This window comes from Acinetobacter sp. LipI_15, from assembly GCF_058242865.1.
Genome location: NZ_JBZAYN010000001.1, coordinates 2,692,821 through 2,713,139 on the forward strand (window position 1 = coordinate 2,692,821; position 20,319 = coordinate 2,713,139).

A 20,319-nucleotide genomic window follows, 5' to 3' on the forward strand; every position below is an offset into this window, starting at 1 on the left:
TTAAAATTAGATTAAGGTTAAATTATGCTTCTTCATGTCCCTCATGTCCTTTCAAAGCAACACGTTCAAAGCATCAGACAAGCGATGAACCAAGATAATCAGTGGGTTTCAGGAAAAAGTTCGGCCGGAGCACAAGCTCAAAACATCAAAAAAAATTTACAAATCAATTCAAACAGTCAGCTCTATCAGCAGTTAAGTCAGCAAGTATTACCGCAAATTAAAGAAAGTCTGCTCATTCAATCTTTTGCATTACCTAAAGAAATCTTGCCTCCGCTTTTCAATTGCTACCAAGATACCGGTCACTACGGTAATCATGTCGATAATGCAATCCATTACTATCATGAAAAAAATATAACTGTGCGTACAGATGTCTCAATGACCATTTTTTTATCAGAACCCGATGAATATGAAGGTGGTGAACTGATCATTGAGGATACTTATGGTGAACATGAAGTTAAGTTAGATGCTGGCGATGCAATTATTTATCCAGCGACCAGTCTACATCGTGTTGAACCTGTGACTTCAGGCTCCCGTATAGCAGCTTGTACTTGGGTACAAAGCATGGTCAAAGATGATTGGCAAAGAAGCATGCTTTTTAATTTAGATCAGACCATTATGCAATTACGACAAAATTTAGGCGATAGCAAAGAAATATTACAACTGACGAATCACTACCATAATCTTTTACGTCAATGGGCAGTTCTATGAGTCAACATTCTCCATTGCAACCACTGACTCAGATTCCTGCTCATTTACAAACCATTGCCGATTACGAAAAACAGGCTGAACTGCACCTGTCACACATGGTGTGGCAATACCTACAAGGTGGTTCTATGGATGAACACAGTGTACGTGGCAATTTGTCTCAGTTTGAACAGATACAACTTCTACCACGTATGCTCAGAGATCTGACCCAAGGTCATACCCAAATCGAAATCTTAGGGCAACGTTTCCCGCACCCTATTTTTGTTGCCCCGATCGGACATCAACAACAATTTCATCCTGATGCTGAAGCTGCAACAGCCCTCGCCGCCGAAGTCCTTGGCAGCAATATGATCCTCAGTACGTTTACCAATACAGATATGCGTGAGTTAAAGCAGGGCAATCCATTCAAATGGTTCCAATTGTATTGGCAAGGTGAGCGCGAAAAGTCATTATCACTGGTCAAAATGGCAGAAGCACATGGTTTTAAAGCGATTGTGGTGACCGTTGATTCTCCACATTCAGGAATTCGTGACCGAGAGAGACATGCGTTTTTTGAACTTCCTAAGTATGAACCGCAGCCTCATCATTTTATTCAACAACCTCAAAGCAAGCAAAATGAACACCCATTATTTCAAGGTCTGATGAAAATCGCGCCGACATGGGCGGATATCCTTTGGCTCAGTCAAAACACCTCATTACCGATTATTTTAAAGGGCATTGTTAGTCCACATGATGCTGAACTTGCCCTGCAACACGGCGTACAGGGCATTATTGTGTCGAATCATGGTGGTCGAGTACTGGATGGTTGCATTCCCCCACTCATCGCCTTAGAACTGATTAAAAAAGTTGTGCCTCAGGATTTCCCAGTTTTATATGATGGTGGTATTCGTCGTGGTTCAGATGTGTTTAAAGCGATAGCCTTGGGTGCATCTGCCGTATTAGTTGGACGTCCTTGCATTTATGGTTTAGCTACAGCGGGCGCTTTAGGTGTTGCCCATGTACTCAAAATACTGAAAGAAGAATTTGAGATTACGATGGCATTGATGGGAACAGCCACCGTCGATGAGATTAATAAAGATTATATTTTTCAAAAAAGCTAATTTTATAGAAAAATATTTTCCAGTAATGGCATCTTGACGCAAAAATAGGAAATTATTTCCGGAATATATGGACTAATATTTAGTTATACATTTACGAGCTTACGGTAAAGCTAAGTCATGTGAATCTTTACAGATTTATTTCGACTTTCGACTAAAGACTCCGAAATTAAACTTGTAAATTGCTAGAATAGACACAATCTATATAAGTAGTACCTTGCCGTTTATCCACGACATTTATCCACGGTGCTATAAGGAGTTTTCACATGATGTTGGCAGATCCAAGCAAAAAATACCGTCGCATGTACCAACGTGTAGACTTACCAGACCGTCAATGGCCAAATAACGAAATCAATAAAGCGCCGATCTGGATGAGTACCGACCTTCGTGACGGTAACCAAGCGATCTTCGAGCCAATGAACATTGAACAAAAGTTCAAAATGTTCCAAATGCTTGTGAAAATTGGTTTCAAACACATTGAAATCGGCTTCCCTTCTGCATCACAAATCGACTTCGATTTCACGCGTTTGTTGATCGAAGGCGGCCATATTCCTGATGATGTGTACATCGAAGTTTTGGTTCAAGCGCGTGATCATCTGATTCAACGCACATTTGAATCATTGCAGGGCGCAAAACGCGCAATCGTGCATATCTACAACTCAAATTCTCCAACTTTCCGCAATAAAGTGTTGAATGTTGATGTTGCTGGTGCAAAACAATTAGCGATTAATGCCGCAACGAAAGTCAAAGAATACGCTGCAAAACAGCCTGAAACTGAATTTGTATTCCAATACAGTCCAGAGTGTTTTACTGCAACAGAATTAGAAGTTGCTAAAGATGTCTGTGATGCGGTCACTGAAATTTGGGAAGCATCTCCAGAGAACAAAGTGATTTTAAACTTGCCTGCAACGGTTGAAGTTTCAGGTCCGAACGTCTATGCAGACCAAGTGGAATGGATGCACCGTAACATTCAACGCCGTGACGGTGTGATTATTTCTGTGCACTGTCATAACGACCGTGGCTGTGGTATTGCCGCTTCTGAGTTGGCCATTATGGCTGGTGCTGACCGCGTCGAAGGCTGTGTGTTTGGTAACGGTGAACGTACAGGTAACGTGGACGTTGCAGCGATTGCATTGAACATGTATACCCAAGGTGTTGCGCCAAACTTAGATTTCTCAAACATTAACGAAATCATTTCAATCATTGAAGAATGCACAGGCTTGCCGGTACACCCTCGTCATCCGTATGCTGGTGATTTGGTCTTCACCGCGTTCTCTGGCTCACACCAAGATGCCATTAAAAAAGGTTTCGAGTTCCAAAAGAACGAAGAAATGTGGGATATGCCTTATTTGCCAATCGACCCGAAAGACTTGGGCCGCGACTATGATGCCGTGATTCGTGTCAACTCACAGTCTGGTAAAGGCGGTATTGCGTACTTGTTAGAATCAAATTACAACGTGGTGTTGCCTCGTCGTATTCAAATTGAGTTCTCGCAAATCGTACAGCAAAAAACAGATGAAGACGGTACCGAGATTTCTGCGCAAGCAATCTGGTCTTTATTTAAAGACACGTATGTGGCTGCCAAAGACACGCATTATGCGGCGAAAAACTACCGCTTACATGATGAAAATGGCAAACAAGTCATTGAGCTTGATGTCGAAGTGAACGGTGAGATCCAGCAATTACGTGGTGAAGGCAACGGCCCAATCTCTGCTATCTTAAATGCCTTGCAGTTACCGATTGATGTCTTGAACTATGAAGAACGTAGCATCAGTTCAGGCGCACATGCTAAAGCCTTAGCGTTGATTGAGCTTCAAGTGAAAGGTACAGGTAAGTCTGCATTCGGCGCAGGTGTGCATGACAACATCGTGACCGCATCTATCGAGGCGATTATTGCCAGCACTAACCGTTTAATTGAACAAGGTGTTTTGAGTACTGAACAAGTGATTGCTGCTGCAGTCTAATTCAATGCTATAAATATCAAATAGCAATAAAATGACTTTAGAAGGATACCCTCAAGTGGTATCCTTTTATTATTCATACTAAAGATTTAAGGCGAATTATTCCTGTGTCTTTTCCAGCTGACTCAGTGGGCTTAGTTACCCCACAAAAGTTTATTTTTGAAGAGCCGTTAGAGCTCGAATGCGATCGCATACTCCCACGTTTTGAGCTCATGGTTGAAACTTATGGCGAACTGAATGCAGACAAATCTAATGCAATTTTGATTTGTCATGCACTGTCAGGCCATCACCATGCAGCAGGTTATCATCATGAAGATGACCGTAAGCCGGGTTGGTGGGACGCATGTATTGGACCAGGCAAAGCCATTGATACGTCAAAATTCTTTGTCGTAGCACTAAATAATATCGGCGGCTGTAGCGGTTCTACTGGACCGACCTCTCCAAATCCTGAAAATGACAATCGCCCTTATGGTCCTGATTTCCCATTAGTCACTGTACGTGACTGGGTCAAAACCCAAGCCATGTTATCTGATCGTTTAGAGATTCAGCAGTGGTATGCGGTGATTGGCGGCTCTTTAGGGGGCATGCAAGCTCTACAATGGTCTGTGGACTATCCAGATCGTTTACAAAAGTGCGTGATTATTGCCAGTACACCAAAACTGTCTGCGCAAAACATTGCCTTTAACGAAGTGGCGCGTCAGTCGATTTTGTCTGACCCTGATTTCCATGATGGTCGCTATTTAGAAAATGACAGTTATCCTAAGCGAGGTTTGATCTTGGCCCGTATGGTCGGTCATATCACTTACCTCTCTGAAGAAGCCATGAAACAAAAATTTGGCCGTGACTTAAAGTCAGGTAAATTTATGTATGGCTTTGACGTCGAATTCCAAGTCGAAAGTTATTTGCGTTATCAAGGTGAGCAATTTAGCCGTAACTTTGATGCCAATACCTATTTGATCATGACCAAGGCTTTAGATTATTTCGATCCATCACGTGAATATGAGCAATCATTAAAAACCGCGATGTCTAAAACCAAGTGTCAATTTTTAGTTGTTTCATTTACAACGGACTGGCGTTTTACCCCTGCTCGTTCGCAAGAAATTGTAGATGCATTAATTAGCAATCATAAGCCTGTGAGCTATGTCGATATTGATGCTGAACAAGGCCATGACTCTTTCTTGTTCCCGATTCCTTTATATGTGAAAAGCTTACGTGCATTCCTAGGCGGTGTAAAACACCTGCAAGAAACACCGAAGGAGACCAACTAATGCGTATTGATCATCAACTTGCTGAACGTTGGATTAAACCAGATTCAAGCGTACTCGATTTAGGGTGTGGTGACGGTGAACTGCTTGCACATATGAGCAAAAAGCACAATATTCGTGCATATGGCTTAGAAATTGATCAAGAAAAGATTGCAATTGCAGTCAGTCGCGGGTTAAATATCATCCAACAGGACTTAAACTTAGGTTTAAGTCGCTTTGCCGACCAGTCTTTTGACTATGTGGTTATGGCACAAGCCTTGCAAGCTGTAGATGCACCAGACGTTCTCTTAAGAGACATGGTGCGTGTGGGGAAACAGGCCATTATCACCTTTCCAAACTTTGCACATTGGAAGACTCGTTCTTTCCTTGCATTAAAAGGAATGATGCCTGTTTCAGACGCGTTACCCTATATGTGGTATAACACGCCCAATATTCATTTATGTACTTTCCGTGATTTTGAAGCGCTGTGTGCTGAAAATAACATCCGGATTATTAACCGACTTGCCGTGAATGGGGATCAACAAGATAGTTTACTGAGTAAACGTCTCCCAAATCTATTTGGTGAAGTCGCAATTTATCGAGTGAGCGCTCTATGAAAAAATTATTATTAAGCACGACGCTACTGATTGGACTTTTTAGCATACAAGCCCATGCGGATTATGTTGCTCCATCATCTTCAGTTTCTAGCCAAGCTGCACAATATTCAATTATGGATATTCACAGCTTAAGTAAAGCTGCTAAAGCAGGTCAGCCTGGTGCTCAGTTTTACTTAGGCACTAAATATCAACAAGGTAAAGACGTTGCAAAAGATGAACGTCAAGCTTTTGCATGGTACAAAGCTGCTGCCGATCAAGGTTTATCTGCAGCTCAGCTCAATGTGGGTCGTATGCTCGCTGATGGCATTGGGACTAAAAAAGATGAAGCGCTTGCTCGTCAATATTTCGAAAAAGCAGCCAGCCGTGGTGATAACCGCGCAAGCTTTAACTTAGCCATGATGGAAGAGCAAAAGAAAAACTACATGGGTGCATACCAATGGTATGAGCTTTCTACCCGTGATGGCATGCTCGACAACAAAGTGATTAGCTTGTCTGAAGGCAAAAAAACCGCTTTAGCAGCGAACTTAAGCCAAGACCAAATCCGTCAAGCACGTGACCGTGCGGACAAATGGATTCAAGCACAATAAGTTTTTGAATCTTAAAAAGCACCTTCGGGTGCTTTTTTATTAAATATATACTTCTAAAATAACCCATATTTTTAAAATTATAAGGGCAATACATGAAAATAAATTTTGAAGTCATTCAATATTCAAGTGGATATTATTCTGGATTAAACATACAGATTATTCCTTTTAACCTTGATCAAAATCCAAACTTGCAAAACTCTATCGTTATTGATGAACTCGCTTTTTCACTTATCGAAAAATTCTTCTTTGAACATGAAAGCCCTTGGTCACACTGGGGACCAACTTATGTTTATCCTGAAAAAATCACTACAATTATTGAAAGGCTGAATCATTATAAAAACTATCTAAATGAAAAAAAAATTTTAACTTATAAAGATAATGTTCAGCTTCTCTTTAAAAAAGAAACAAAAAATTTTAGGAAGAAATTCCCTAAATATAAAACTAAAGTAATCACTATGATTAACCAAGTCATTGGATTTTTAAAAAACATTCAAATCAACAAAATTGATGGTATTACAGTAATAGGAGTCTAAAGCACATTTAACTTCAACCAGATACGTTAAATCCGTTAAAATACTTTTCAATATTCAACATAAAGAGCGATTCTGCATGGCTTCATCTAATTGGTTATCTCAAGGCACTTTGGTTCTGGCGAGCAACAACAAAGGTAAAATTGCAGAATTTGAAAAAATGTTTGCCGAGCTTAATCTTCCTGTTGAAGTGATTCCTCAAGGTCAATTGAACATAGAAGATGCCATCGAAGACGGCCTAAGCTTTGTTGAAAATGCCATTATTAAAGCGCGTCACGCATCGAAAATTTCAGGCAAGCCAGCCATTGCAGATGATTCTGGCATTTGCGTTCCTGTACTCGGTGGCGCACCAGGGATTTACTCTGCGCGCTATGCAGGTGAACATGGCAATGATGCCGCTAACAATGCCAAGTTGCTTGCTGACCTCAAACCGCTCCGCAAAGAGGGTGAAGCCATCGAAGGGATGTTTGTATGTGTCTTGGCTTTGGTCCAACATGCAGAAGACCCACTCCCACAAATTTTCCAAGGGATTTGGCGCGGTGAAGTGATGGAAGCAGCACGTGGTGAAAATGGCTTTGGCTATGACCCACTGTTTTGGCTGCCAGAACTGAATGTTTCTAGTGCTGAATTATCAAAAGAAGAAAAAAATAAAATCAGCCATCGTGGTCAGGCGATGAAATTATTTAAAGCAAGTTTGAAATAATTTGCATTGGAGTTAATCTTAATGCCAAAGATTAACTCTAATCCCTGAATAAAAATAGAATAATTATGGAAATTCAACCGATACAGATCATATGCAACGCTTGCCATCACACTTCAACTGAAATCCCAACACGCTCTTTTCTTGGTTTTCAAAAAATAAGCTGCCCTCATTGCCATGCGCAACTAACCTACCCGCTCACCTCAGGCTTTCGTACCACTTACGTTATTTTTGCAGTGGTGATCGTGCTGTCGATCATGCTTAATCTGTCGCAAGGTCAAATTGGATTTCCAGGCCTGATAGGTATCGCGATGATATACGCCCTCGTGCGTGATTGGCAGATTCGTAAACAGCTCAAGTAGTCGCCCTTTACGGGCATCTATAATTCACTTTTCATTTTAAAGCGAAAAAAGATGCAAAATTAACCCATAAAAACTGACGACGATGCAGCTCATAATCGTGCCTGAAGCAATATAACGCGCCGAAGTGCCTGTTCCTTGATAATGCGTTTCTAAAGCCACAATATTCGCTGCAGGGGGTAAGCAAAAGAGCATAAACATCACCCCAATATATTTCTCGATCTGGGGAATTGGAAGAAAGGCATAACTCAAACTACAGATCACCGCGCCAACGGTGAGTTTCATCGCATAAATACGACTACTGTTAATCAGATCATGCCACTGTACCTTAGTTTGGCGCAGCCACATGCCTAAGACGCACATCCCTGTGAAACTCATTCCAATTTTTGCAGCCTGATACAGCCAATCTAAGATCTGATGTTCTTCTAAATGCTGCAGTCCAACTATTCGACAGACACCTGCAATCATCAAGGCAAATACAGGCGGTGACATCGCCACTTTTTGAATCACGCTCGACCATGGGAGTTGGGCTGAACTGACGGCTGTCACGGCCCACATATTGCCAAAGATAGAGCCACCGACATACAGAGCCACCATCGCTGCACTAATTTCAGGGCCAAACAGTGCTAAGGCAAAAGGAAAACCCAGCCAAGCCAAGTTCAAATAACTGACACACAAGGCACGTAAACTATCTTTTAATAGCCAGCGAAATAAATAAAACATCAGCACGGCAACACTAAAGCTAAAGAGCATGAGCGCTAAACTGCCTGCTTGATAGAACACCATGTTGTAGATGATCACGGCTGGAATAAAACAGCGTGCAAGTAAGCTAGAGAAAATCGATTTGAGCGATGCGGTTCCTGATAAAGATGCCAATCCGAGGCCACTTAAAAAACCCAATATCGGAAGAAGAAACGCCACTACACCACCCTCACTGCTCAATCCAAGCATAGTAACACTGAACATAAGCTTCGCGGCTGTCTTTAAACTGCAACATCTTGGTCACTTCACTGTCATCTACAACTGCTGAAATGTTGTGCAGACCAACAAGAGGATAACAAGATGGCTGGACTATCGATTTGGCATGTACTGATTTTTGCAATTGTGGTGATTTTACTCTTTGGTACATCAAAACTAAAAAACTTGGGCAAAGATGTCGGCGGCGCGGTCAAAGATTTCAAAAAATCGATGCGTGATGAAGACGCAGCAAATACACAGCTTAATGAGCCTCGCACGCTAGAGCATGAAGCTCAAAATAAAACCAACTCCTCAGTTCAAAGCTAAGGGGTTGTCATAATGCTTAATATTGGTATTAGCGAATTACTGGTGTTCAGCATTATTGCGCTGATCGTACTCGGCCCAGAAAAACTGCCTGAAGGTATCCGCTTTGCAGGTAAATGGTACGGGAAAGTTAAACGACTGATCAGTAACGTGCAAACAGATATTGACCGTGAACTTCGCATGTCCGAACTTCGTGAAGAAATGCAAAAAGAAATGCAACGTATTCAACAGCTCGAAGCGCGTATGCAGGCGCAGATGAATGAATTGCAACAAACGCAACATCCCATAGAACAGACTGCGCAAAAACAACAAGAAGCCGTCCTACCTGACAATAAAAATTTATCCCCACGTTATCAATACATCGAACGTGGTCAGAGCACGATCTTTGCCATGGTTACACCCCAAATGAAAATAAAGCACGAAATTAAAACAGATCAATCTGCTGCATTAAGCTCGACCGATGCATTAGCAGAATATCAGGTGGCCGTATGACAGATCTTTCACTAAATAATTCACAGAACACTGTGCCTGATTTGGAAGAAATGCCGATCACCAAACATTTGGTGATTTTGCGTCGGCATTTGATCAAAATTACAGGACTTATTTTGATTCTGTTCTTTTGTTTACTACCCTTTGCCAATCAAAGCTATCAATTGATGTCAGAGCCACTGCGTGCGCAGTTACCGATGACCTCATCCATGATCGCAACGGATGTGACCGCCACCTTTATGGCGCCGTTCAAGTTGAATTTCTTTGTCGCGCTTATGCTCGCGATGCCTTTCGTGATTTATCAACTTTGGGCCTTCATCAAACCTGCACTGTATAAAAAAGAGCGGCATTTGGCGATGCCCTTATTATTCGGCAGTATCGTCCTCTTCTATGCCGGAATTGCATTTGCCTATTGGGTTGCCCTACCATCCATCCTGCATTTTTTTATGAGTGTTTCCCCTGAAACAGTCGCTCCAATGACGGACATCAATAGTTATTTAAGTTTCTGCTTAAAGCTTTTTTTAGTGTTTGGGCTGACCTTTGAAATTCCTATCATCACATTAATTTTGATTTTGATCGGGGTGGTATCTACTCAAACCTTGGTAGAGAAGCGTCGTTTTATTATCGTCGGCTGTTTTTTTGTCGCCATGTTTGCCACGCCACCCGATGCGCTTTCGATGATCATGCTGGCCATTCCCATGTGGATGCTGTTCGAGCTGGGTTTGTTCTTTGGCAAGCTGATTGAAAAACGACGTGCATCTGCACCTTAAACAAACTTATTTTTCGACAATTTTGGTGAGTTTTACACCTAAGAGGCTGAGATAGCCTCTTTTTTTTATGCACCCATTTAATGTTTTGCAATTTACATGCAGGGAAATCTAAACGCCTATTTCATCAGTTTGCAACATTAGCTTCAAAGCATTGTCATATTTTATCGATAGTTTTATGTGATCAACTTTTACCCAGCACACCTTTGCCAGGATTTAAATTCATGACAAACATGCCATATAACGAAGATCAAGAACTTGATAACAACACTTCGGATAACCTTCATTTTCGTGACATTTTAGAACAGCGCATCAGCCGTCGTAGCTTGATTACCAAGACTGCGAGTGGTGCAGTCGCACTTGCATTGGCATCTTCATTAACGGGGTGTAATGATGACAATGACTCAGGTTCAAATAGCAATACCAAACCACCAGTTACTGATCCAAATCAAAAACCGACCAAGTTCAATTTCACACCAGTGAAAAAGAATTTAGAAGATATTGTGACTGTTCCTGAAGGCTATCAAGCGCATGTGCTATATGCGATGGGTGACTCGATTAACCCTGCATACCCAGCATGGGATGATAACAATGTTCCTTCTGGCCCGAGCTTCCAATTCCGCTCTGGTGACTGCCATGACGGTATGAGCTTCTTTGGTTTAAATATCACCTCTGGACGTTATGATGCCAAACAGTCTGACCAAGGTTTGTTGGTGATGAACCATGAATACATCAATCCAACCTTCTTACACCCACAAGGCCCAACCAAAGTAGATGGCCGTCGCCCTGAAGATGAAGTTATCCGTGAAGTCAATGCACACGGTGTTTCTGTGATTCAAATTGAAAAAGACAGCAAGACTCAAGCCGTTAAACTGGTACAAAACTCTCCATTTAACCGTCGTATTACCGCATCGACCGTAATGGACTTTAAAGGCCCTGTTGCAGGCTCAAGCTTAGTCAGTACGAAGTTTTCAGCCAATGGTCAACAAACCCGTGGTACACACAACAACTGTGGTAATGGTTATACCCCTTGGGGCACTTACCTGACGACAGAAGAAAACTTCATTGGTTACTTCGCTCGTGCGAAAGCAGATGATGCCAAACGTAGTCCTGCTGAAATTGTGGCACTCAACCGTTATGGCCTAAAAGCGGGTGCAAACTCACGCTATGGTTGGGAAACGGCGATTGGAAGTAATGAGTCACAAGATTTATATGACCGTTGGTCAGCGAATGTTACCGGTACTCAGGCAGCAGAAGATTATCGTAATGGTCCAAACACCTTTGGTTGGATTGTCGAAATCGACCCATTTGACCGTCGTGAAAACCCCGTAAAACGTACAGCACTGGGTCGCTTTGCACATGAAGACTGCCGTGCAAGTCGCTTACGTGAAGATGACAACCTTGCGTTTTACATGGGCGATGACTCGCGCGGTGAATACATCTATAAATTTGTATCAGACCAAAAATGGAATAAAAAAGATGTCAACGGTGGCTATGCCGCGGGCGACAAATACATGAACAACGGTAAGTTATACGTCGCCAAATTTAACAATGACGGCAAAGGTCAATGGATTGAATTGAGCTATAACGTCAATGGTTTAAACCAAAGCAACAGCGTGTATCCTTTTAGCTCACAAGCAGATGTTCTGACCTTCGCACGTCTTGCCGCAGATGCTGTCGGTGCTACCAAAATGGACCGTCCTGAATGGGTCGCTGTACATCCAGACAATGGTGAAGTCTATGTGACCCTCACCAATAACTCGAACCGTGGTACGACGCATGCACTAGATGCTGCCAACCCACGTAACTACACCGACCCTGAAGGTGGTAAAGGCAACGTCAACGGTCATATTATCCGTTTCCGTGAAGATGGTGATACAACCACAGCTCTCAGCTTTACTTGGGATATTTACCTGTTTGGTGCTGAAGCAAAAATGGCGAGCAACATTAACTTATCTGGTTTAAATGACAATAATGACTTGTCATCACCTGATGGGATGTGGTTCGACCCACGTGGTGTGTTATGGATTCAAACCGATGACGGTGCTTATACCGATACCACCAACTGTATGATGCTTGCTGCGCTACCAGGTCAAGTCGGTGATGGCACAAAAGCCACGACATCATCGGGTCAAGAAACCATTGTGGGTGCAAAACTGAATGATGAAAACTTACGTCGCTTCCTGACTGGACCAAAAGAGTGTGAAATCACAGGTGTGACGATGACACCTGACTACAAAGCGATTTTTATCAATGTGCAACATCCCGGTGAAGATTCAGTATCCTATACTGAGCCGACCAGCCACTGGCCTGCATCACAAACCAATGCAGCAGCGACTTCACGTCCTCGCTCAGCGACCGTAGTCATCACCCGTAAAGATGGTGGTGTGATTGCTGGCGAAGCGGTAGAACAAGCTCAGCCAACGCAAAAAACCGCATAAGACATCTCTAAAAAAAAAGCCGACGAATCGTCGGCTTTTTTTATGGCTTTAAATGCACTTCTATCTGGGTGATCTGTCCTTGTTGCTCACCCTGCTGCTGTTTTTCCTGCCAATGCCACTGTGAATCCCGCATACATAATAAATTTGAACAGCGGGTGCCATACACTGGACTTTGAATAAAGGTTGAAGACAGCAAATGTTCCATCTCTGCCTGAATCCCAGTATTGGGTAACAATGCTGGAATGATTTTACGTTCATCTTCCAAAATATCCCACGCAGCGACATCTATGTCCGCCTGTGGTTGCTGGCTTTGTAGCATCGGCAAAAATTCTTGCGTGAAACGTTTACGTAAATGTCGGGTCTTTTCCCAATGTTCAGTCATTAAACCATTGGATGTGACATACACCCCTTTGGCTAAGACTTGTGGTGCTTCGCCGCGATTACTCATATAAACGGCTTGAGTAGCGTCGCCAACGAATAAATTAAAGCCGGCATAATTACATTGGATTTGCTCAAGTGCTTGTGCAAACCGAATGGGCGTTTGCTCAGATTCTAAAAATTGCTGAATCAAAGCGCCACGTGAAGTGGGATATGCAGTCTGATCACGACCATCACGAAAATTGGTGACAATCGCCCAACGCCCTTGAGCGGTTATCCCCATCCATGTTCCACCAGACTGTAAGTCCTGCCCTGCAATAATCGGACTATCTACCCATTGCTTTAGGCCTGCCGTCGGTCGATGATAAAACTCATCACGATTCGAAATCAGGCAGAGTGGCATGTCATCCAAGACCTGCCAAGCAAAAGCCACAATGCACATATTCAACTCTCAATATCTTTACACATTGAATGTACAACATTTTTCAGCACATTCAGCTAAAATCTGTGCAAAACATAATGACAAGGAACAGCAATGCTGACATATCCAAATATCGACCCTGTGGCGATATCACTGGGGCCACTACAAGTTCACTGGTATGGTCTGATGTATTTATTGGCCTTTTTATTTGCATGGGGCTTGGCAACCTACCGTGCAAAACAACGTGACGGCTGGAACGCAGAAATGGTCTCTGACCTGATTTTCTACGGTGCATTGGGTGTCGTGATTGGTGGACGCTTTGGCTATGTCTTCTTTTATGGTTTCGATCAATTCCTTGCCAACCCACTGTGGCTATTCCAAGTTTGGACAGGTGGCATGAGCTTCCATGGCGGTTTCCTTGGGGTCATGATTGCCATGTTACTGTGGTGCAAGAAATATAAAATGACCTGGTTCCAGACCCTCGACTTTATTGCACCCTGCGTTCCGACAGGCTTGATGTTTGGTCGTATTGGTAACTTTATTGGTGGCGAACTGTATGGTCGTGCAGTGACCGATCCTAATTTTGCTTTCGGCATGATCTTCCCGACCGATCCACTTCAGTTGGTGCGCCATCCGTCGCAACTCTATCAAGCACTCTGTGAAGGTTTAATTCTGTTTATCGTGCTGTGGTGGTTTAGTTCAAAACCTCGCCCACGTTATGCCGTTTCAGCCCTGTTCCTCATCGGATATGGAATCGCACGCTTCACCGTTGAATTCTTCCGTGAGCCGGACAATGGTCAACTGTTCATCGGATGGATGAGTAAAGGTCAGTTCCTGACAGTTCCGATGATTCTGATTGGACTATGGATGATGTGGTATGCCTACCAGAAAAAAATCTATGACTGGGGTCCACAAAAAAATCATTAATATTTGATAATTGTCTTTAAGCAAGCGAGGTTTAAGCCTCGCTTTTTTATGCGCTGAAATTTATTCCTTCATACGCATTTACTGCACATGAAGTGACTGAATTAGACAACTGATCTGTGCTAAAGTTTATTCAGCTTATTTTTAAACTATCGATCCATGCTTGAATTTTGGTTTAACCCCAGCATTTCTGTACTTAAAAAAATCCTGTTTTTTATTGCGATGACCATACTGACAGGTGCTCTGTATTGGATGGAACCCTTAACACTTCAAGCCATTCTCATGTTCATGGGTACAGGCGTGATTTTCCTGATTTGTCGTTATTGCAAGATTCATTTTGCAGCAAAAAACCCAACTGGTTTGCTCTATCGTTTATTGACGTGGATACCGATTGCACTGCTGTTGGCATTGGTTTTTATCAACATGAATAAGGGTGAAATTCTGATTCCGGGTGCTCAAGGCATTGGCTTTATGGCTTTGGCGATCTGCCTGCTCTCCCCGATTTCACTGCTGAATAAAAACGAGAAAACTTCATCCGAAGGTAAAGTTTAAATGCTGACGTTTTGGTACTCTGAGCGCTGTAACCGACAAATCAAGCTCATCATTTGTATCAGTACCTGCGTGCTAATTTTTCTATGTGCAGAACAAAAACAACTTGATCCCCGCTTTGCGGGCATAAGTTTAGCGATTGGTTTGATGATTGATCTGCTTTATAAGCTCAGACAAGACAAACTAAAAACACTGTCTCCGTCATTAAAATGCGGTTTGGCTACTTTGCCAATTTTATGTTTAGTGTGCTTAATTTATTTTCTACCCGATGAGCAACGCTGGATTTTAGCGCTGCAATGTGTGGGCTTTACTGCAATTGGATTATTTATTGTCTCGATCTACAGTCAGCGTGCAAAAAGATTTGAAGACTAACCTTTTATTCAGCCACGGGCTGTTAATCTGCTAAGCGATAATAGCTATATTTCACATTTGGAGTTCGATAGACCGCATAACCCGCTTGACGATAATCAGACACCCAATCCTTACCTGAATATGCTGCGATATGACCATAACGGCTACTTTGATTGCGGTCGATAATATAGATATCGCCTTTCTTAGGACGATCAAACGCTAAATTAATTTTTTGATAACCAATTTTTTGTAATGTGCTGCCCCAGTCTGCTGCGGCAACGGGGTGACCGTTAAAACGTGCCCCTGCGGACTCAAGTGCTAGACGAACACTGCGGGCACATTTCTGAGTACTGCTTTGGCGGGTAATGCCTTGTAAAAATCCAGTCAAACGATCGATATCGATACGCTGACCATTGCGGGATACCACATTTTTAGTTGCTGCTTTTTGAGTGCTATTGGACTTGCCCGTATTTTTACTCGCCTGAGAACGAATTATGATATTTGCCTGAACTGGAGCATGCACTTCACTCAAGTTTACATTGTGATCATAAGCCATTCTTTAACCCACACTCCCGCCTGTATTTAGGCATTCAAAAATTTTAACGAGGGTGATAGTACCGCGTAAATCATGTTTTTTCATGTAAAAAATGTAAGATTTCTTAAACAAATCTTCACATTTAAATACGACCGTCTATTTTTAATTCAAATATATTTATTTTTGATATCAAACTCTTATTCAGAAATAATAGCCCAAAATCATCTCTTCACAATGAGAAAAATCACGTTTATTTTTTAATCAAACTTATCTGTATTTTTTTCAACGCTGCGGATGAAGCATCGCTTAATATGTAAACAATAGAGCTTAAGTTTTCTAAGCTCATGTTTGATTTAGCAGACATATTGTCTCGTTAACACTTGATGTAGTTGTTATAAATAGACGTCTTCAGTTCAGGTAACTCAGCGCTTGTTGCCTGCAAAATTTGGTCATCACCAAATGAACACCGTATGTTTTGGATTTTTTAAACCTGACCATATTCAAGCGCCCATCGCAGTTTCTTCCTCACGCAAAACAAGCTAATATGTGCCACAAGAAATTTAGCAAATTATGAGAGAGACATGCGCCAGTATTTAGACCTTTTACAACACATTCTCGACAACGGCGGCGACAAGGGCGACCGTACGGGTACGGGAACACGTTCTGTATTTGGTCATCAAATGCGCTTCGATCTTTCTCAAGGTTTCCCTTTACTCACCACCAAAAAAGTTCATTTCCGCTCTATCGTGATTGAACTGTTGTGGTTCCTTAAAGGCGATACCAATGTTCAATATTTGCAAGACAATAAAGTTTCCATTTGGGATGAATGGTCTACAGCAGAACAAACTGCGCGTTTTGGTCGTCCTGCTGGCGAATTAGGTCCTGTTTACGGTCATCAATGGCGTAATTTCGGTGCAACCAAAAAAGCCGATGGCCTATATGAACAAGATGGTTTTGACCAAATTAAATGGTTGGTCAATGAAATCAAAACCAATCCTAACTCTCGTCGTCTAATCGTGTCTGGTTGGAACCCAAATGAGGCAGGTAATGTTGCATTGCCACCATGCCATACCTTGTTCCAATTTTTTGTCCAAAACGGAAAATTATCCTGCCAATTATATCAACGCAGTGCTGACGTTTTTTTGGGTGTGCCGTTTAACATTGCCAGCTATGCCCTGTTAACACACATGATTGCGCAAGTTTGTGGTCTAGGTGTAGGCGACTTCGTTTGGACCGGTGGGGATACACATTTATATGCCAACCATTTCGAACAAGCGCAGTTGCAATTGACACGTGAACCAATGGGTCTGTGCCAATTAAAACTCAATCCTGAAATTACCGATCTTTTCGATTTTAAATTTGAAGATATTGAAATCGTAGGTTATGAATCACATCCTGCGATTAAAGCCCCTGTTGCGGTTTAATTTCAGAAATCCCAAGTGAAAAGCAAAATCCCGCTTTACCTCAAGCGGGATTTTGCATTCTAATAGACGACAAATAATTCGGCTATTTGAGTTCAAACTATGGCATTTCAAAATTTAGAAATCGTGCACGTTGTCGCTATGGATCAGCAGCGCTGCATTGGTAAAGGTAATGATTTGCCGTGGCATATTTCTGCCGATTTACAGCACTTTAAAGCCATCACCCAAGGCGGTGTGGTGGTCATGGGACGCAAAACCTTAGAGTCTATGGGACGTACCCTTCCGAAGCGTGTCAATTGGGTAATTACACGAGATAACACTTGGTCATTTGAAGGTACTAAAGTCGCATATAGTATCGATGAGGCGTTAACGCAAGCAGTTGCTGATGTCGCAAGTTCCGAAAAACCAACGAGCTTGTTTATTATTGGTGGTGGTGAAATTTTTAAGCAAACCATCGGCATCGCAGACCGTTTAGAACTCACGCATGTTGAACTGGATGTTCAAGGTGATGCGCATTATCCTGAAATTCCTGCGGACTTTCAAAAAGTGGCGTCAGAACAACATATCGACGACAAAACTGGGATTGCTTTTGAGTTCGCAACTTACCGAAAATAAAGAAAAATCTTAAGCTAAAAGAAAAATATGCAACAGAGTGACCAACAAGCAATGTTCAAAAAAATAGGGCGAAGTATTCTTCATGCCCTATTTAGTGTGTTTGTCCTCTGTTCTTCGATTTGGCTTTGTGCTGCCCTGTGGATACAGCAACCGGCAGGCTGGTTAGGCAGCCGCATTATCATTGGGATCTGGATTGCTTTTGCCCTGAGCATTTTAGGCATCTATATTACCCAACACTTTTTTAGCCGTCGTAAAGATGTCTTGATTTATATTGTGGGCTTTATCTGTGGTCTATTTTGGTATTTTGGCATGGAAGCGCGTCAAGATCGTGAATGGAATCCTGAAGTGGCAGAAATTCTGCATTATGAAAAGCAAGGCAATCTGGTCACCTTACACAATGTGCGTAATTTCGACTGGCATGCCGATGGCAGCTATACCCCGCGTTGGGAAACCCGCCAATATGACCTAAGTCAAATCAATGGCGTCAACATCATTACCTCGTATTGGATGGGGCCGCAAATTGCACATACACTGGTCAGTTTTGATTTTGCTGACCGACCACCGCTGACGTTTTCGATTGAAATTCGCAAAGAGAAAAATGAAGAATTCTCTGCGATTGGTGGTTTTTTCCGTAAATATGAACTGAGCCTTATTGCATCTGATGAAAAAGATATCATCTATACCCGCAGCAATACACGCGGAGAACAGGTTTATTTCTTCCCCGTAAACATGCCAAAATCTGAAATGCAGGCGCTGTTTGTAGAATATCTCCATAAAGCTGATGAACTGCAGACTCAACCTAAATGGTACAACACGCTCACCAGTAATTGTACAACACTGGTGTTTGACATGATTCAAGCGGTTTCCAAACATCAGCTTCCAACCGATTACCGCTTATTCGCATCGGGTTATTTGCCGAATTATTTACATGACCTTCATGCCATAGACCAAAATTGGGATATGAAAACATGGTATCAAAAAGCCCATGTTAACCCCCGCGTCTCTCAAATTAAACAACTGAGCAGTGAACAATATTCGAAGTTAATCCGACAAGGTTTGCCGCATTCACAGTCCAATCCAAGCGCCAATCAATTGTAATTCTTAAATATTGATACAAATATGGCTAGCTTATCTGTGCGATATTTGCTTAGATAATTGAAATGCTTCCACGGGGAAATTCCGATGCTAAAACAAATATTTGTTGCTGCAACTTTGGTTTCAACTTTAGTGGTGACAGGCTGTGAAAGCATGCCTGCACAAGACAACACCATAACTGAAAATTTAAACCTATTACAAAATCGTACTTGGATTGCCACTCAGATTGGCAATACCCCAATTAAAACAGCACCCAATGCGCATAATATTCCAAGCATTCAATTCGATGCGGCTTCAAAACGTGTCTCAGGTGCAGACGGCTGTAATCGTATAATGGGCGGCTATAACGCCGGCAAAGACACTATAACGTTTGGCCCGATTGCAGCGACACAAATGGCTTGTCTCAATAACAATGGGCTAGACCGACAGTACCATGCAGCACTCGAAAAGGTAACGCATTATCAAGTTTTTGGAAAAACCTTGAAATTGCTAGACCGTCATGGCAATTTATTAATTCAATATGAAAGCGCCGTTCAACCGCGTTAAATCATTTTAAAAGTCTGCTTCGGCAGACTTTTTTATTCATTGTTCAGTCATGCCAGAGACATTTAATGCACATAAACTTGTGATTAATATACAGACGCACATTGCAGTTTTTAGCTATAACCCCATATTAAACATCAGGGAACAAGATAGGATTTCACTATGCAACAAGCGGTATTTGGTGGTGGATGCTTTTGGTGTGTAGAAGCAGTTTTTCTACAACTTCAGGGCGTGCAAACAGTTGTCAGTGGTTATGCAGGGGGAATTACTCAGCATCCAAGCTATGAGCAAATCTGTGAGGGAAATACCCAACATGCAGAAGTCATCCAAATCAATTTTGATGACAGCCAAATCAGTTTTAGCCAATTGCTGGATGTATTTTTCGCAACCCACGATCCAACCACGCTGAACCGTCAAGGCAATGATGTCGGCACACAGTATCGCTCTGTGATTTTCTATCAGGACGAATCACAAAAGCAGCTCGCTGAACAACGTATTGAAGAGTTAAAAGCAGAAGGCATCAATATCGTGACTGAACTGAGTCCAATGCCGACCTTCTACCCTGCCGAAGAATATCATCAGAACTTCTTTGCGCGTAACCCAAACCAAGGCTATTGTAATTTCTCAATACCACCTAAACTCATGAAATTACGTAGCAAATTTCAAGACCTACTCAAATCTGAGTGATCTAATTAAACAGCATCTATTT

The 20,319-nt window shown here is 42.2% G+C and carries 24 protein-coding genes; 21 read left to right on the forward strand and 3 right to left on the reverse strand.

The genetic code is table 11. From position 1 onward, the window contains the following. Nucleotides 1-24: 24 nt before the first annotated feature. The 9 genes from AC4CU0_RS12695 to AC4CU0_RS12735 all read left to right on the forward strand — a co-directional run bounded on the left by AC4CU0_RS12695 (nucleotide 25) and on the right by AC4CU0_RS12735 (nucleotide 7,803). A complete protein-coding gene (locus tag AC4CU0_RS12695) occupies nucleotides 25-708 on the forward strand; it encodes a Fe2+-dependent dioxygenase (RefSeq protein WP_180007181.1) in 684 nt (227 codons plus the stop codon). Next, nucleotides 705-1,805 carry an alpha-hydroxy acid oxidase gene (locus AC4CU0_RS12700; RefSeq protein WP_180109018.1) on the forward strand — a complete coding sequence of 367 codons (1,101 nt, stop codon included), beginning with the start codon at nucleotides 705-707 and terminating at the stop codon, nucleotides 1,803-1,805. The genes AC4CU0_RS12695 and AC4CU0_RS12700 overlap by 4 nt, the downstream gene beginning before the upstream one ends. 263 nt (nucleotides 1,806-2,068) lie before the next feature. Then, nucleotides 2,069-3,766 carry a 2-isopropylmalate synthase gene (gene leuA / locus AC4CU0_RS12705; protein ID WP_111884051.1) on the forward strand — a complete coding sequence of 566 codons (1,698 nt, stop codon included), beginning with the start codon at nucleotides 2,069-2,071 and terminating at the stop codon, nucleotides 3,764-3,766. 104 nt (nucleotides 3,767-3,870) lie between these two features. Beyond that, nucleotides 3,871-5,031: a homoserine O-succinyltransferase MetX gene (gene metX, locus AC4CU0_RS12710; RefSeq protein ID WP_168377871.1), complete on the forward strand. Its 1,161-nt coding sequence runs from the start codon at nucleotides 3,871-3,873 to the stop codon at nucleotides 5,029-5,031. Then, the gene (gene metW / locus AC4CU0_RS12715) at nucleotides 5,031-5,624 is read left to right on the forward strand and encodes a methionine biosynthesis protein MetW (protein WP_067763682.1); all 594 of its coding nucleotides are present in this window, start codon (nucleotides 5,031-5,033) and stop codon (nucleotides 5,622-5,624) included. The genes metX and metW overlap by 1 nt, the downstream gene beginning before the upstream one ends. Beyond that, entirely contained in the window at nucleotides 5,621-6,211 is a 591-nt protein-coding gene (locus AC4CU0_RS12720) for a tetratricopeptide repeat protein (protein ID WP_078189669.1), read from the forward strand. The genes metW and AC4CU0_RS12720 overlap by 4 nt, the downstream gene beginning before the upstream one ends. A 92-nt stretch (nucleotides 6,212-6,303) precedes the next feature. Next, entirely contained in the window at nucleotides 6,304-6,744 is a 441-nt protein-coding gene (locus AC4CU0_RS12725; RefSeq protein WP_168377872.1) for a hypothetical protein, read from the forward strand. Nucleotides 6,745-6,820: 76 nt separating this feature from the next. After that, a complete protein-coding gene (rdgB, locus tag AC4CU0_RS12730; RefSeq protein ID WP_180065187.1) occupies nucleotides 6,821-7,444 on the forward strand; it encodes an RdgB/HAM1 family non-canonical purine NTP pyrophosphatase in 624 nt (207 codons plus the stop codon). Between the two features lie 65 nt (nucleotides 7,445-7,509). Further along, on the forward strand, nucleotides 7,510-7,803 hold the full coding sequence (locus tag AC4CU0_RS12735; protein ID WP_490743263.1) for a hypothetical protein: 294 nt from the start codon (nucleotides 7,510-7,512) through the stop codon (nucleotides 7,801-7,803). A 36-nt stretch (nucleotides 7,804-7,839) separates the two neighbouring features. On the opposite strand, the gene AC4CU0_RS12740 is transcribed toward AC4CU0_RS12735, so the two are convergent. Next, entirely contained in the window at nucleotides 7,840-8,721 is an 882-nt protein-coding gene (locus tag AC4CU0_RS12740) for an AEC family transporter (RefSeq protein WP_490743510.1), read from the reverse strand. 141 nt (nucleotides 8,722-8,862) lie between these two features. Here AC4CU0_RS12740 and tatA point away from each other — a divergent pair, with 141 nt between their 5' ends. The 4 genes from tatA (at nucleotide 8,863) to AC4CU0_RS12760 (ending at nucleotide 12,778) form a co-directional block, all read left to right on the forward strand. Beyond that, nucleotides 8,863-9,084: a Sec-independent protein translocase subunit TatA gene (tatA, locus tag AC4CU0_RS12745; RefSeq protein WP_078189673.1), complete on the forward strand. Its 222-nt coding sequence runs from the start codon at nucleotides 8,863-8,865 to the stop codon at nucleotides 9,082-9,084. A gap of 12 nt (nucleotides 9,085-9,096) precedes the next feature. Beyond that, entirely contained in the window at nucleotides 9,097-9,573 is a 477-nt protein-coding gene (tatB, locus tag AC4CU0_RS12750) for a Sec-independent protein translocase protein TatB (RefSeq protein WP_347269506.1), read from the forward strand. Continuing rightward, complete coding sequence (tatC, locus tag AC4CU0_RS12755) at nucleotides 9,570-10,340, forward strand: twin-arginine translocase subunit TatC (protein ID WP_490743264.1); 771 nt, start codon at nucleotides 9,570-9,572, stop codon at nucleotides 10,338-10,340. Before tatB ends, tatC begins: the two co-directional genes overlap by 4 nt. A 221-nt stretch (nucleotides 10,341-10,561) precedes the next feature. Next, complete coding sequence (locus tag AC4CU0_RS12760) at nucleotides 10,562-12,778, forward strand: PhoX family protein (protein WP_168377877.1); 2,217 nt, start codon at nucleotides 10,562-10,564, stop codon at nucleotides 12,776-12,778. Nucleotides 12,779-12,818: 40 nt separating this feature from the next. On the opposite strand, the gene AC4CU0_RS12765 is transcribed toward AC4CU0_RS12760, so the two are convergent. Further along, the gene (locus tag AC4CU0_RS12765; protein WP_490743265.1) at nucleotides 12,819-13,598 is read right to left on the reverse strand and encodes an NRDE family protein; all 780 of its coding nucleotides are present in this window, start codon (nucleotides 13,596-13,598) and stop codon (nucleotides 12,819-12,821) included. Nucleotides 13,599-13,691: 93 nt separating this feature from the next. Here AC4CU0_RS12765 and lgt point away from each other — a divergent pair, with 93 nt between their 5' ends. The 3 genes from lgt to AC4CU0_RS12780 all read left to right on the forward strand — a co-directional run bounded on the left by lgt (nucleotide 13,692) and on the right by AC4CU0_RS12780 (nucleotide 15,422). Next, nucleotides 13,692-14,504, forward strand: a complete 813-nt coding sequence (gene lgt / locus AC4CU0_RS12770; protein ID WP_078189677.1) for a prolipoprotein diacylglyceryl transferase — start codon at nucleotides 13,692-13,694, stop codon at nucleotides 14,502-14,504. 156 nt (nucleotides 14,505-14,660) lie between these two features. After that, the gene (locus AC4CU0_RS12775; RefSeq protein WP_490743266.1) at nucleotides 14,661-15,053 is read left to right on the forward strand and encodes a hypothetical protein; all 393 of its coding nucleotides are present in this window, start codon (nucleotides 14,661-14,663) and stop codon (nucleotides 15,051-15,053) included. Beyond that, nucleotides 15,054-15,422: a hypothetical protein gene (locus AC4CU0_RS12780; RefSeq protein ID WP_490743267.1), complete on the forward strand. Its 369-nt coding sequence runs from the start codon at nucleotides 15,054-15,056 to the stop codon at nucleotides 15,420-15,422. Nucleotides 15,423-15,444: 22 nt separating this feature from the next. Here the strand turns inward: AC4CU0_RS12780 and AC4CU0_RS12785 are convergent, their stop codons facing one another. Further along, nucleotides 15,445-15,957, reverse strand: coding sequence for a peptidoglycan amidohydrolase family protein (locus AC4CU0_RS12785; RefSeq protein WP_180105481.1), 513 nt, complete (start codon nucleotides 15,955-15,957; stop codon nucleotides 15,445-15,447). Nucleotides 15,958-16,517: 560 nt separating this feature from the next. On the opposite strand from AC4CU0_RS12785, the gene thyA reads away from it, so the two are divergent. From thyA to msrA, 5 genes are all read left to right on the forward strand, one after another. After that, nucleotides 16,518-17,360 (forward strand): thymidylate synthase, encoded by an 843-nt coding sequence (thyA, locus tag AC4CU0_RS12790; protein ID WP_078189681.1) that lies wholly within the window; start codon nucleotides 16,518-16,520, stop codon nucleotides 17,358-17,360. 99 nt (nucleotides 17,361-17,459) lie between these two features. Further along, nucleotides 17,460-17,972 (forward strand): dihydrofolate reductase, encoded by a 513-nt coding sequence (locus AC4CU0_RS12795; RefSeq protein ID WP_180010197.1) that lies wholly within the window; start codon nucleotides 17,460-17,462, stop codon nucleotides 17,970-17,972. Between the two features lie 27 nt (nucleotides 17,973-17,999). Next, nucleotides 18,000-19,070 (forward strand): Lnb N-terminal periplasmic domain-containing protein, encoded by a 1,071-nt coding sequence (locus AC4CU0_RS12800; protein ID WP_490743268.1) that lies wholly within the window; start codon nucleotides 18,000-18,002, stop codon nucleotides 19,068-19,070. 84 nt (nucleotides 19,071-19,154) lie between these two features. Next, complete coding sequence (locus AC4CU0_RS12805) at nucleotides 19,155-19,613, forward strand: META domain-containing protein (RefSeq protein ID WP_168377884.1); 459 nt, start codon at nucleotides 19,155-19,157, stop codon at nucleotides 19,611-19,613. Nucleotides 19,614-19,772: 159 nt separating this feature from the next. After that, complete coding sequence (gene msrA / locus AC4CU0_RS12810; protein WP_180055634.1) at nucleotides 19,773-20,297, forward strand: peptide-methionine (S)-S-oxide reductase MsrA; 525 nt, start codon at nucleotides 19,773-19,775, stop codon at nucleotides 20,295-20,297. Nucleotides 20,298-20,319 lie beyond the last annotated feature (22 nt).

What these genes read in the sequence shown, in the direction of transcription:
- AC4CU0_RS12695 (WP_180007181.1), top strand. Translation starts at nt 25, where the DNA reads ATGCTTCTTCATGTCCCTCATGTCCTTTCAAAGCAACACGTTCAAAGC.
- AC4CU0_RS12700 (WP_180109018.1), top strand. Translation starts at nt 705, where the DNA reads ATGAGTCAACATTCTCCATTGCAACCACTGACTCAGATTCCTGCTCAT.
- leuA (WP_111884051.1), top strand. Translation starts at nt 2,069, where the DNA reads ATGATGTTGGCAGATCCAAGCAAAAAATACCGTCGCATGTACCAACGT.
- metW (WP_067763682.1), top strand. Translation starts at nt 5,031, where the DNA reads ATGCGTATTGATCATCAACTTGCTGAACGTTGGATTAAACCAGATTCA.
- AC4CU0_RS12720 (WP_078189669.1), top strand. Translation starts at nt 5,621, where the DNA reads ATGAAAAAATTATTATTAAGCACGACGCTACTGATTGGACTTTTTAGC.
- AC4CU0_RS12725 (WP_168377872.1), top strand. Translation starts at nt 6,304, where the DNA reads ATGAAAATAAATTTTGAAGTCATTCAATATTCAAGTGGATATTATTCT.
- rdgB (WP_180065187.1), top strand. Translation starts at nt 6,821, where the DNA reads ATGGCTTCATCTAATTGGTTATCTCAAGGCACTTTGGTTCTGGCGAGC.
- AC4CU0_RS12735 (WP_490743263.1), top strand. Translation starts at nt 7,510, where the DNA reads ATGGAAATTCAACCGATACAGATCATATGCAACGCTTGCCATCACACT.
- tatA (WP_078189673.1), top strand. Translation starts at nt 8,863, where the DNA reads ATGGCTGGACTATCGATTTGGCATGTACTGATTTTTGCAATTGTGGTG.
- tatB (WP_347269506.1), top strand. Translation starts at nt 9,097, where the DNA reads ATGCTTAATATTGGTATTAGCGAATTACTGGTGTTCAGCATTATTGCG.
- tatC (WP_490743264.1), top strand. Translation starts at nt 9,570, where the DNA reads ATGACAGATCTTTCACTAAATAATTCACAGAACACTGTGCCTGATTTG.
- AC4CU0_RS12760 (WP_168377877.1), top strand. Translation starts at nt 10,562, where the DNA reads ATGACAAACATGCCATATAACGAAGATCAAGAACTTGATAACAACACT.
- AC4CU0_RS12765 (WP_490743265.1), bottom strand. Translation starts at nt 13,598, where the DNA reads ATGTGCATTGTGGCTTTTGCTTGGCAGGTCTTGGATGACATGCCACTC.
- lgt (WP_078189677.1), top strand. Translation starts at nt 13,692, where the DNA reads ATGCTGACATATCCAAATATCGACCCTGTGGCGATATCACTGGGGCCA.
- AC4CU0_RS12775 (WP_490743266.1), top strand. Translation starts at nt 14,661, where the DNA reads ATGCTTGAATTTTGGTTTAACCCCAGCATTTCTGTACTTAAAAAAATC.
- AC4CU0_RS12780 (WP_490743267.1), top strand. Translation starts at nt 15,054, where the DNA reads ATGCTGACGTTTTGGTACTCTGAGCGCTGTAACCGACAAATCAAGCTC.
- AC4CU0_RS12785 (WP_180105481.1), bottom strand. Translation starts at nt 15,957, where the DNA reads ATGGCTTATGATCACAATGTAAACTTGAGTGAAGTGCATGCTCCAGTT.
- thyA (WP_078189681.1), top strand. Translation starts at nt 16,518, where the DNA reads ATGCGCCAGTATTTAGACCTTTTACAACACATTCTCGACAACGGCGGC.
- AC4CU0_RS12795 (WP_180010197.1), top strand. Translation starts at nt 17,460, where the DNA reads ATGGCATTTCAAAATTTAGAAATCGTGCACGTTGTCGCTATGGATCAG.
- AC4CU0_RS12800 (WP_490743268.1), top strand. Translation starts at nt 18,000, where the DNA reads ATGCAACAGAGTGACCAACAAGCAATGTTCAAAAAAATAGGGCGAAGT.
- AC4CU0_RS12805 (WP_168377884.1), top strand. Translation starts at nt 19,155, where the DNA reads ATGCTAAAACAAATATTTGTTGCTGCAACTTTGGTTTCAACTTTAGTG.
- msrA (WP_180055634.1), top strand. Translation starts at nt 19,773, where the DNA reads ATGCAACAAGCGGTATTTGGTGGTGGATGCTTTTGGTGTGTAGAAGCA.